We start from the raw sequence: 12,649 nt of genomic DNA on the forward strand, positions 1-12,649 counted from the left end.
CTTTGTATCATTATAGCATGGTTTGTGCTATTGTGTATATCCCACAAACGTATTCCCGCTTGCATTTACCATCTGATCCATCTCTTCAAATGTCACCGTGTCCACTTCCTGTGTGGAAAGATTGAGATACTGAACATTCGTCCGACTGTATCCCGTCAAAAGTACTGCATTGCCGTTTCCTGTCAGCGCCGCCACCGGAGTGCCCTGTCCGATCAGATAAAGGACGTCTTCTGTCCGGCAGTCGGAAAGTTCCAGCGCTTCCCCGGAAACCTGGCTGCCTATGAAGTCAATGATGGATTCTCCATCCTCCATATCCTTCTGGAAATCAATCTCATTTCCTGCTGAAGCAAGGATGATTCTCATACATGCTTCCAACGTGCTCTCACCCTCACGGACCGCAGTATCCCCAAGATCCGAAATCTCATACGCAGACGGCCTGTTGCCGCTTTCATATACATTGGCCAGTCTGGAGGTCACCGCTACTCCGCTGAATTCGGATGCTCTCTGCACCGCATATCCCGCATTCTGGTAAATCCCCTGAAGTTCACCGTATCCATAGACATAGTAGGTTCCCTTCCGGGACGGTGAATCAAAGGAAAGCGTCATCTGCTCCCTTGCGATCGTAAGCTGCGGCTTTAGAATCTTCGGAGAACTGTCGTCCACTCCATCCTCGTAGGTAATCCGCATTTCACGGCCTTTGAGCTCGCTTGTATAGGAATCAATCGTGATATTGCTCTCTTCCCTCTCTTCATTGTTCGTAATATAATCTTCGCTTGTATACGTATAGAAATCTCCGCTTTTTACGGCACGTTTCAACGTCGCCATATCGTTTTCAAATACGACGTCCAGAATAAAGATGTTATCCGCCTGGTAGTCTTTGACCGTTTCGTTTTTCTGGTTGCGGATTTCCAGACGGTACATCGGAAGCACTGTCTCGCCGGATGCTGTCGTGCCCGAGTCGCCGCTCCTTGCAGTTCCAAACACGAAGTCATTCCGGATAAATCCGAGCGGCCGGATGCTTTCATCCGCACCTGCCTCCACCTGATATCCCTTTCCGGTGGAAAGATTCAACACCTCTATCTGAGTCGCATTATTGATCTCCCCGTCCTTCTGGTATGCCAGAAGATGGCCGTCCCCGGAGCTTACATACTGCCCCGTTTCCAGATTGGTCACAAGCGTGGTACGCGTATTATTGACCAGATCTACCTCATACAGCGTTCCTTCCTGCATCACATACAGCTTTCCGCTGGAATTGCTGTAATAAAGAAGCTTGCCCGGATCATTTGTCAGCACCGGGTAGGACTTTGTACTTGGGATAAATACCTTCTCCTCCACGGAATTTTTATTGATATCGTAATAATATACGCTGACGCCGACCTCGCCTTCATGAGTGCCCCTGTTTACATAGCCGGACACCGTAAATGTCGTACTTCCATCCTCGTCCATGGATACAAGCTGTACGCTGTGCTGGTCGTAACCATTCTGCGCATTCTGGCTGCCGCTGTCCTCATAGCTGAATACACGGGAGAGTTCGTCATTTTCCTTATTGTAGTTCCAAAGCTCCCTCTCCTGTACAAAGGAGACGACTGTTCCCTCCTGATTGATCAGATAATCCACATCGGAATCTGTCACGCCGAGAAGAACACCATTCTCATCGATGTCATTCTCTTCCCCGTCGAAAAGCTGGTTCATCGTCCGGTTATAGTCCAGAAGATACATCTGCTGATTTTCCGAATATCTGACACGGAAAAACTCTTTGACATTATACCGGTCTGTCTCATTTTCTCCTTCCCCTTTACAGTCAACCTGATAGGTCAGAAGGACAGACATGTACATCGAGTTGGCTTCCTTGATATCCCACCGGACATCCCCGACGATCTCAGGCGCAAGGTCTCCCCATGTCACATGCTCAAAATCCGAGTGAATCGTGACAGTCTGGTACGTTGTGTTGTCGCCCTCGCTGCTTGGCTCCAGCGCGGACTGCAGTTCTGCTGCCGCATCTTTGTCCCTCTCTTTGTCAAAAAAGTTCTTGATATAGGCCATGCAGCGGTTCATATTCCAGTTGGATCCGTCTGAAATCCGTGTGTAATAATATGCCCGTTCGTCATCGTCAAAGGAAATCGTCACTCTCAGGAAGCGCTCTCCCTCTTCCAGAACCTTCTCCGGAATTTCGATCTGAGCCGCATTTTCTTTCAGCTCCAGATCGGCCGAATACAGCTTTTTTCTGCCGTCGATGGAATAGATCTCATAGGATGCGGAACGGACCGTTTTGTCGTTTTCCTTCACCTGCATGCTGATTTTGCCGTCCATGACCGGTGTGATCTGATCCCGCATGGTCGCCATTTCCATCTCATTCGTATATCCGGCAAGCGTGTTGAATGTATAAGAATCATGGGTAAAAGAAACCTGCGGAAGCGACGCATTTCCAATGTCTGCCGTCATATCCACATGGTTTCTGTTCACCGCATAGCTGAATATGATAATCGCCACTACGAATACGCAGGCCAGAATACCTGCATGTATCGCTTTTTTTCTCATGAATAACTCCCCTTTTTTATAAAAGCTTTCCTATTGTCGGTTTCACATGAAGAAATTCCTCGCACGCTTTTATTATGTGCTGATTTTCCGCTTTCTTCCCTGTTTTAACTGCACGGATCAGAATATTTTCGGCGTGTGTTCCATGTCGATGAACTCCAGAATCTGAGTATCATACCCCTCTTTTTTCAGATACTCGGCGCGGAGCCCGTCTGTGACCAGAGCCGCCATTCTTTCTTTCAGAAGCCCGTAGGACAATACCGGGCTTAAAATGTCATTTTCAATCTGCCGGTTCAGCTCATGCTGGCAGCACGGCACGGAAAGAATCACGTCCGCCCCCCAGGAAACCGCCTTTGCAAGGGCATAGTCTGTTGCCGTATCGCAGGCGTGGAGCGTCACCACCATATCGACCTTCGTCATTCCTTCATACTGCGCAATGTCTCCGGTCAGGAAGTGGAGATGGTCGTAGCCATATTTCTCTGCAAGTGCGTTGCAGTGCTCGATCACATCTTCCTTCAGATCCAGTCCCACCATGCGGACCTCGTACCCTCTCATCTCATGCAGAAAATAATACATGGCAAAGGTCAGGTACGACTTCCCGCATCCGAAATCCAGAATCGTGATCTCCCGGTCTTTCGGAAGCTTCGGAAGGACATCCTCGATAAATTCCAGATACCGGTTGATCTGGCGGAATTTGTCGAATCTGGAGCGGACAATCTTTCCCTCCTGCGTCATGACTCCAAGATCACGCAGGAACGGAATATCCATTCCTTCCTTTAATATATACTGTTTCTCCCGGTTGTGGGAAAGATCCTGTTTCCCCTGATCCGGGCGTGTTACCTTTTTTCTGTTGATGGTCACTTTCCCCTTCTTGCTGATCAGCACCGATGCCCGTTCGCTTTTTGTGTCAATCTGCATCTGGCGGAAATGCTCCATCCACTCACAGGCGCGGTCCACCGCTGCCTTCGCTTCCAGATTCTCATGAAAAACCTGTTTCCCTTTAAAAATCTCAAACTGATATACGAGATTTCCTTTTTTAAGCACCGGACGGATCCGGCCCTTGAACGCTTTTTCTCTGTCTCTTGGGTTACTCAGAACCGCGGACAGAAGCTCTATGCAAAATACCTGTTCCAGGTATGCTCTCAGTTCTTCCATTTGGAACTTCCTTTCCACTTTTTTCTTGTATTATTGTAATGCGTATTCCGCCAAAACGCAAGGAGAGGATATCGAAATACCCTCTCCTGAATCTAAAGATTTCCTTATTTTTTATCTGTTTCTTCCGGTTTTGTCTCCGGCTCCGTTTTCTTGTCTTCTTTTTTCGGCGTCTGCTCCTTGATCAGCCGTCTCACCCGTGGAAAAGTAATGATTACCTTAAACAGATCGCCGTCAAGATAAAGCTCAAACGTTCCTCCCTGAAGCTCCGTCAGATTTTTCGCGATGGAAAGGCCAAGTCCGCTTCCCTCTGTGCTCCGTGATACGTCTCCCCGGATAAACCGCTCTGTCAGTTCATCGGCTGAAATATTCAGCTGCTGATCCGAAACATTTTTCAGGATAAACTTTGCCGTCCCCGGCTGGAGCATCAGATCCGCATAGACGCGGCTTCCTTCCATGGCGTATTTTGCCGCATTGTTAAAGATATTGGCAAATACCCGCCACATCCTTCTGCCATCCACCCGGACAGTTACCGGTTCATCCGGCATATTGAGGATCACTTTGATATTGCGCGCTTCAAACTTCTCCTCGTATTCTCCTTCCACCTGATAGATCAGTTCCACCAGATTCAACGTCATAAATTCTAGCTTGATATTTCCGCTGCTGACTTTTGAAGCCTCTACCACGTCTTCTGTCAGGGTCTTCAGTCTCTGGGCCTTCATCTCCAGAATGTTGAGGTAATTCTGAATTTTCGGATCCTGGAAATTTTCTCGTTTTAAGATGTCCACGTAATTGATAATGGACGTCAGCGGCGTCTTGATATCATGCGACACGTTCGTGATCAGATCAGTCTTGAGCCGCTCATCCCGGACACTTTTCTCCAGTGCACGGTTCAGGCCCTCGCCCAGCCGGTTGATTGTCTGGGCGATTTCCAGCGTTTCGCCTCTTAAATCATCCAACGGAATCTTGTAGTTTACATTTCCTTTCGCAATCTCAAGCAGCCCTTTTTTAATCTTCTGCCTTGCCAGAGCATACCTCACGAGAAATACGCCCACTCCAATATTGACCACAATGCCGATAACCATCAGCGGAGTATTTCCCCACGTAATCAGCTCTACAAGAAGGAAAGCAATGTAAGCCACCACGATTTTGGTTGTCGTCTTCTTATTTCTCCATCCATGTCTGAAAATCTCGCAGACCGCTTTCATAATACTGTTCTTCCAGAGCGTATGAGCCTTGATCCTCCGAACCATGCTCAGGTAGAACCAGAAGAAGAACAGACAGCTTACAAAAGCGATTGTTCCCGCCATCACCATAGTGTAGATCGGCAGTCCGTCTTCCCTCCAGATATCGGAAGAGTAGTAATAATCGTATGCCATCACGTACTGGGATCCCCACTCGGAAATCAGATACATGCTCATGATCCAGAATATGATTACAAATGCCGACGCCATCTCTGTCTTCCACCGGTCGAATCCGGACAGCGCAATCTCCCCGTTCTCAGAACGGTTGCTGTGTCCGGAGATTACAGTCAGACATACAAGCAGGATAAAGAAAAGAATCAGCGTTCCCCATGCCGCCTCACACGCAATCGTGATATACGGCACAATCTCCTGATAATATTCTCTGTCACTCTCAAACTCATCCGGAACCGAGTAGGTCGTATCAACGGATGCCATAAAGACATAATTGGTATTACGTCCGATGATCCGGTGGGATTCCACAATATCCGATTTCCACTCCTGCGCGCTCTGCGCCGGATTCTCAAACGTTGACTCAAACCCGGCAAGCTTCGGTGTCACAATAACGTATGCACCTGCCTGCTTGATCTTCTCCTGATAATGATCAATCTCTTTAATATCCTGGAATTCCTGCCGGTTGGAATAAATCTCGTTCTCGTCATAGTCTACATAAATGTAACTGTAATTGGTATTTCCTTCTTCCCATCCTCCCGGCGCTTCTTTATAGTTTTGAATATCACCTGAAATCGCCGCCAGTGTGTTGGACAGGGCATGATATGCATCTGCAAGCTTTCCATTCCACCGCTCATCTGTATTTGCAAGCTCCACCAGATTTGCAGCTCCATCCAGAGAATACGGTTCCTTTAAAACTTCTTCGCCCAGCCCCAGATTCCAGCAGTCCGCATAAAGTTTCTGCCCGTTCTGATCCAGCACTTCTCCATAGCCTGCCGTATTGTAATCATCTTCCAGAAGTGCCGAAAGCTTCTCCTCATTGGAAACAAATTCACCATTTGACGCAAAGACAAGCTCTCCTGCGGACATTTTGTTCCGGAAATCATCCCCATAATAATAGTGGTAGCTTCCGTCCTCTTTCAGGCACACAATCACGGTTGTCACATAGTCATGCAGGAACTGGTCCCAGCTTTCCTGATCCGCCGCCGCATTCTGATATCCCCGGCTCCACTGCTCCAGGTCTTTCAGCCGGTAGGCGATGCCGGAATGATTTGTCCCGTCCTGGTCCAGGCTTCCATTATCATAACGTACCACATCAATCAGCTTATCGGGATTGTAGCTTCCGTTTGTCTCGAACTTTGCTTTGGTATCCAGCTGATCCAGGACTTCCCGGGACATTGTCTTCATCCTGTTCTCAAACTGGGCAGTTGATTCATAATGGCTCTGCACCTTTTCAAACGGAATCAGATAACGAAGTCCTGCCGAGGTCCCGACCCAGACAAAGCTCACCACACTTACGACAATGCACAGGTGCGCCAGAATCAGGAGCAGTCCCTTACATGTTGCAGAATAAAACCATTTATTCATATCGTTTTTCTATCTGCTCCTTCCTAAAGCTTTTCAATTTTATATCCGACTCCCCATACGACCTTCAGATAGCGCGGGTCTTTCGGATTGATCTCAATCTTCTCACGGATATGCCTGATATGAACCGCCACGGTATTATCCGCCCCGATCGCCTCTTCGTTCCAGATGTTTTCATAGATCTGGTCGATGGAAAAGACCTTGCCCTGATTCTTTACAAGCAGGAGGAGAATATCGTACTCCGTCGGCGTCAGCTTCACAACCTCGCCGTCCACCGTCACTTCCTTGAGATCATCGTTGATGGTAAGACCTCCCACCGTGTAGATCTCTTCCTGATCTCCGGCGCCGACCGTGCTGCCAAGCTTCGTATATCTGCGGAGCTGTGACTTGACTCTCGCCACAAGCTCCAGCGGATTGAACGGCTTTGTCACATAGTCGTCGGCTCCGATATTCAGCCCGAGAATCTTGTCTGAGTCCTCTGATTTCGCTGAAAGAATGATAATCGGAAGACTCATCTTCTCCCGGATCTTCAGCGTCGCCCGGATCCCGTCAAGCCTTGGCATCATCACATCGATCACAAGCAGATCCACTTTCTCCTCATTCAGAACTTTCAGTGCCTGCTCCCCGTCATACGCTTTCAGTATCCGGTATCCTTCCTGAGACAGATAAATCTCAATCGCTTCTACAATTTCCTTATCATCATCACATACTAAAACGGTATACATCGTCTCTCACCTCTCTAATATTCCTGAAATAGAAAGCGGGCCTCCCCCCTTGTTTTCGCACGCAGAATCCCCGCTCTTTTTTCTACTTATTAGAATACCAGAAATTTTTTAAGAGCCAAAGCATAAATTCTTAATTGTTGATGAATATGTCCGTTTTTATTCATTGCAGGGTCCAGTCAAGTATGGTAAATTATTAGGAGGGGAAATTTTAAAATGGAAGAGAGGTTAGTCTATGGATACACTAAAACGTTTTATTCACTATTATAAACCTTACCGGACGGTCTTTTTTCTGGATCTGCTCTGCGCGGCTGTCATCAGTCTGATCGATCTTGTCTACCCGCAGATTCTAAGGACCGCTACAAACTCTCTGTTCACCAGAGACAGCAGCACCATCCTGAAGATGCTTCTGCCGATCGGTATCGGACTTTTCGTCATGTACACCATCCAGAGTCTCTGCAAGTACTACGTCAGCTACCAGGGACATATGATGGGTGCCAATATGGAACGGGATATGCGCCAGCAGCTGTTTGAGCACTACGAGACGCTTTCTTTTTCCTATTATAACAGCCACAATTCCGGCCAGATGATGAGCAAACTCGTATCCGACCTGTTTGATATTGCCGAGTTCGCCCACCACGGACCGGAAAACCTGTTCATTTCACTGATCAAGATCATCGGTTCCTTTATCTTTTTATTCCTGATCAACTGGCGGCTCGCCATTCCTCTGGCAGTCATCGTTGTGATCATGTTCTTCTTCTCCATGAAGCAGAACAAACGTATGCAGGAAACCTTTATGGAGAACCGCCGCAAGATCGGTGATGTCAATGCAAGCCTGCAGGATACCCTCGGCGGAATCCGTGTTGTGCAGTCCTTTGCAAACGAAGAAATTGAAAAGAAAAAATTCTCAAAGAGCAACCATGCATTCCTGCTTTCCAAGGACGCCAACTATAACTGCATGGGCGGGTTCATGGGATGGAATCTGTTCTTCCAGGGCATGATGTATCTTGTCACACTGGTATTCGGCGGATATCTCATCGCACACGGACAGATGGATCCGGCGGATCTTGCCATGTACGCGCTGTATATCGGAATCTTCATCAGTCCGATCCAGATCCTTGTGGAGCTGGCAGAGATGATTCAGAAGGGATTCTCCGGATTCCGGCGTTTCCTCGATGTCATGGATACAGAGCCGTCCATTCAGGACAAGCCGGACGCAAAAGACCTGACCGATGTGAAAGGCCTTGTCTCCTACGAGGATGTATCTTTCTGTTATGATGACGATGATACACCGGTTCTCCAGAATGTGTCCTTCCAGATCCCGGCCGGCCGCTCCATCGCACTGGTAGGCCCGTCCGGCGGCGGAAAGACGACAATCTGCAACCTGCTGCCGCGCTTTTATGATGTCACAGGCGGACGCATCACCATCGACGGCAAAGATGTCCGAGGGCTGACATTAAAATCCCTTCGGAATAATATCGGAATTGTCCAGCAGGATGTCTATCTGTTCTGCGGAACCATTAAGGAAAACATTGCTTACGGAAAACCGGGCGCTTCCATGGATGAAATCGTGGACGCTGCCAAACGCGCCAATATCCATGACTTCGTCATGTCTCTGCCTGATGGCTATGACACCTATGTGGGCGAACGTGGAACAAGGCTCTCCGGCGGACAGAAGCAGCGGATCTCCATCGCGCGTGTCTTCCTGAAGAATCCGCCGATCCTGATCCTCGACGAGGCGACCAGCGCACTGGACAACGAAAGCGAACGCCATATTCAGAAGAGTCTTGAGGCTCTGGCCAAGAACCGTACCACCATCACAATCGCACACCGGCTCTCCACGATCCGGAACGCCGACGAGATTATCGTCATCACGGAAAACGGTATCGCTGAACGCGGTTCCCACCAGAATCTTCTGAAACGAAACGGCATCTACGCACACTATTACAAGATGCAGTTTGAAGGTCTGGAAACCGAAGAAATGATGTAAAACATACAGGGTAAATCCCTTAAAAATGTGCGCCTCCCGGCGCACGAAACTGCAGAAGCCGGGACTTTTCCAGTACCCCGGCTTCTGTTTTTCTTAATAATTTTTGCATTTCTTTTATAAAATCAACACATTTTAGACACATTTTCTGGTTATACTAGGACTCAGATAGTTGATAAACAAATCACTATCTCCCCCCTCATAAAGTAAGCACTTCGGAGAGATACCTCCAAGTGCCACTTTACTCTCATTCCTTTAGATAACTTATAAACAGCGAAACCCGTCAGTTGAAAGACTGACGGGTTTTCGCTGTTTATGGGTTTTGAAATACACTATATCTACTAATCATACTCCTTGAATAAATACTCATATTTCCTCCGTTGCTGCAGAAGAATGTTTCGTACTCTTTTTTTGATCTCCTCCGGATAATAGGATTCTTCATCCAGAAGCCGTGTGATCACACGGTCATCAAACGAAAAGGATACCGTTTGTCCATATAGTTCTTCTACTGCATCCAGCTGTTCCTCAAAGCTTGAGCTTATTGTTTTTGCCTGTGCCTTCGGAATCAGCTCCACAATATCTTCTCCAATTGGATAATCTACTGTCAGATCAGACAACAGGGCCGATCCATGATCAAAGATCGGACAATAATGATAGACTCCGGCCGGATCATATAGTACCGCGATATTATGCATATGCCTGTCTTCATTCAGAAACAGCGCATCTACTGTCAACATTCTGCACAGATATCTTCCGAATTCCTTTAAGCCAGTCATCTTTTCCACCTGTTCTGTCAGGAAAAGTGCTCGTTCTTTGACTCCCTGTATCTTGAATATATTTCGATACAAGCTTCCTCCATAAAAACTTCCAAACAGCCTCTCCAATGTGATCAGCTGATATCCTTTCGGCAGGAAATTTCTGCTTTTGCATCCGCAGTAGGTGCTGCTTTTATATTCAATCTTTTCTGTCTGATACATAATATACTCATTTTCATCCATATCAGAATACTTCAGAAGAGATGAAACCATATATTCCGCCAGTCCTTCATATCCGATATGGTCCGCTTTATACCAAGTACCATCCTCTTCCCATTTCAACTGATTTCCCTTGGATGATTGTATCGGGGAATTTCTCAAATCTTTTTCTAACAGTCTAACCATGATCTTTACTCCTCAATCTGAATCCAAAAATCATCCTCTGCCATCCGCCCTTCTGTTTTCTGAACAATCAGGAACGGATCATAAAATGGAAGATTCAGCTCTTCCAGCATGATTTTCATTTTATCCCGTGTCCTGGGGAAACAGCGGGATTCTAAAAATTCCTCATAATCTTTGTAGTCCGGATTTTCATTTCTTCCAAACGCACAGAAAACCGGATCCTGCACAAAATTTTTTATTTTTATTCTTTTCTGTCGTTCCTCCACATCAATCACTGTGCAAAGGCGGTCATGATACATGTATCTGAGACGAAGTGGAAATGTTTTTTCCGGTATTTCCAGTTCTTCTGCCAGCCACATCCTGTCCCAGAGAATTCCCAGCAGGGCAGCCGCCGCACCCTTTACCGTCCCCCGGCTGCTTTCCCAATGTTCCACTGTCTTAACCGATACATTCATCAGATCTGCCAGTTCTTTTTGCTTCAAATGCAGTCTCTGCCGTATCACCTTTACTTCTTCTGCGGATACTGTCTTCTGTATGGCAAATTCCATATCACACCTCCGGATTTTCCTTTTATATGTCGTTTAAATGTCGTCCTTTGATATAAGTATATCTCTTTTATCCCTAAAATCAAGAAATATATTTTAAAATAACTACTAAATTTTAGTAGTGTTTGAGTTTCCTGTTAAACAAAACTGCCGTCACTGTGCATCACACAGCAACGGCATTTTTTCATTTTATGGATATCTGAAAATTGTTTCTTTTATACGCTAAAGAATGCTATCCCATAAAGCCCGATCATCATCACAGCCAGAACACGGATAAACAAACGGCAGTTTTCTCTTCCGTAACGGAATACCAGATTCTGCGGACATACCGGAACAAGGAATAAAAAGACACCCCAGGTGGACTTAATCAGAAATTCAAGAATTCTGCTGTTCACCGTCAGATAGTTCAGCAACATCAGGACGACAGCACTCATCAGCCAGACTGCCATAAAATATCCAAATGATATGGACTCCTGCAAACGCTCGGATAACATTGCAAACCGCTTCATATTCATCCCTTCTTTCCTTTTTTTCATTATACATCTGTTTCGATAAAAAATCTACAGCCTGGCCATGATTTAATTGGACTTCAGGAATATTATCGATTCATCCGTTCTACAAGCTCTTTTGGTTTCACAGTCAGCTCGGCCCACGCCGGCCTGAAACCGCTTCGTATCGCATTTCTGGCAGACCGGATATTAGACCATGCGCAACAGTAAAACGGCACTTTCCCACGTTCCAGTATTTCCAGTGCAAGAGTGCCGGTCAGTGCCGACGCAATTCCCTGACGGCGGTATTGTGGCAGTACGTCAATTCCGATCTGCCACATACTGTCGCAGTCCGCAGAGCACGCTGCCAGTCCGATCAGGCGGCCGCCATTGTCATACGCTCCGACCCCAAGCACATCCAGCTCTTTTCTGCCCTCAGAAAGCGCATTTTGCCACTCCGGCCGATAAAGCTCGTGAAAATCGCTGTTTTCCAGCAGCCGCATCTCATATCGGCAGTCTCCCCTTGTGAGAGCATTCACATCCGGCAGAAAATACTCTGCCATAAAGCACACCATCAGATCGTGCTCTGCAAATGCTTCATTCAGCACATACAGATTCGGTGTCTCAAAACAGTGCTCCACCGGATATTTCTGAATATAATTCCGGACAATTTCCTCATATCTTCTATCAATGGATGCCACAATATTGTTTCCATAAGAAATCAGGTTGCACGCAAGCGGCAGTTTCAGATATCTGCGTGCATCCGGATTCTTCCTGGATGTTACAATAACCGGTTCCGTTTTCATAAAATCCTCCGGCTGACAGTTTGCGTCAACGGCAGACTGTTCTATGGCAATCCTAAGGATCTCCTTATTTGTCATCATCGCTTTTTCCTCTCTTTTTATCAAGTTATTTTCATTGCAACTGAAGCTACCTGCAGCAATTACGGTTCTTTTTTATAAATGCTCTGTCTTAACCGTACGGATTTGAATCAAAATACGGTTAAAAATAGCGATTGCTCTATTTCAGAGGTATTTCTTCCGATTTGAATACGGTTATCTTATTCTGAATACACACTTTTAACCGTACCAGACCGTTTAAAACTACCGCTGTATTTTCAAAAAATTTTCTCATAACCGTATTCATCCGGTAAAACTACCTAAAATGAGCCCTATAAAGAGGACACGGGTAAAATCCTTTTTGTACGTATTTTGAGATTTAATCCTATATTGTGGACACAGATTTGACTGCTGTTATTATGTTGATAGCTTTGAAAACCCAACTGT

Annotated in this window: 9 protein-coding genes; 1 reads left to right on the forward strand and 8 read right to left on the reverse strand. The window is 46.5% G+C overall.

The window, feature by feature from the left end:
* Positions 1-27: 27 nt before the first annotated feature.
* From B5E64_RS12785 to B5E64_RS12800, 4 genes are all read right to left on the reverse strand, one after another.
* Complete coding sequence (locus tag B5E64_RS12785) at positions 28-2,538, reverse strand: hypothetical protein (RefSeq protein ID WP_087168856.1); 2,511 nt, start codon at positions 2,536-2,538, stop codon at positions 28-30.
* Between the two features lie 117 nt (positions 2,539-2,655).
* A complete protein-coding gene (locus B5E64_RS12790; protein WP_330677459.1) occupies positions 2,656-3,690 on the reverse strand; it encodes an SAM-dependent methyltransferase in 1,035 nt (344 codons plus the stop codon).
* A 104-nt stretch (positions 3,691-3,794) separates the two neighbouring features.
* Positions 3,795-6,467: a HAMP domain-containing sensor histidine kinase gene (locus tag B5E64_RS12795; RefSeq protein WP_087168857.1), complete on the reverse strand. Its 2,673-nt coding sequence runs from the start codon at positions 6,465-6,467 to the stop codon at positions 3,795-3,797.
* Between the two features lie 23 nt (positions 6,468-6,490).
* Complete coding sequence (locus B5E64_RS12800) at positions 6,491-7,189, reverse strand: response regulator transcription factor (protein WP_087168858.1); 699 nt, start codon at positions 7,187-7,189, stop codon at positions 6,491-6,493.
* Positions 7,190-7,421: 232 nt separating this feature from the next.
* Between B5E64_RS12800 and B5E64_RS12805 the strand changes: the two genes are divergently transcribed.
* Positions 7,422-9,176 (forward strand): ABC transporter ATP-binding protein, encoded by a 1,755-nt coding sequence (locus B5E64_RS12805; RefSeq protein WP_087168859.1) that lies wholly within the window; start codon positions 7,422-7,424, stop codon positions 9,174-9,176.
* Positions 9,177-9,514: 338 nt separating this feature from the next.
* Here B5E64_RS12805 and B5E64_RS12810 read toward each other — a convergent pair whose 3' ends face one another.
* From B5E64_RS12810 to B5E64_RS12825, 4 genes are all read right to left on the reverse strand, one after another.
* On the reverse strand, positions 9,515-10,333 hold the full coding sequence (locus tag B5E64_RS12810; protein WP_087168860.1) for a hypothetical protein: 819 nt from the start codon (positions 10,331-10,333) through the stop codon (positions 9,515-9,517).
* 5 nt (positions 10,334-10,338) lie between these two features.
* On the reverse strand, positions 10,339-10,878 hold the full coding sequence (locus tag B5E64_RS12815; protein ID WP_087168861.1) for a helix-turn-helix domain-containing protein: 540 nt from the start codon (positions 10,876-10,878) through the stop codon (positions 10,339-10,341).
* Positions 10,879-11,090: 212 nt separating this feature from the next.
* Positions 11,091-11,411 (reverse strand): hypothetical protein, encoded by a 321-nt coding sequence (locus B5E64_RS12820; RefSeq protein ID WP_087168862.1) that lies wholly within the window; start codon positions 11,409-11,411, stop codon positions 11,091-11,093.
* A gap of 62 nt (positions 11,412-11,473) precedes the next feature.
* Positions 11,474-12,247 carry a GNAT family N-acetyltransferase gene (locus B5E64_RS12825; protein ID WP_343284068.1) on the reverse strand — a complete coding sequence of 258 codons (774 nt, stop codon included), beginning with the start codon at positions 12,245-12,247 and terminating at the stop codon, positions 11,474-11,476.
* Positions 12,248-12,649 lie beyond the last annotated feature (402 nt).

It is taken from the genome of Drancourtella sp. An12 (assembly GCF_002160935.1).
GTDB lineage: Bacteria > Bacillota > Clostridia > Lachnospirales > Lachnospiraceae > Sellimonas > Sellimonas catena.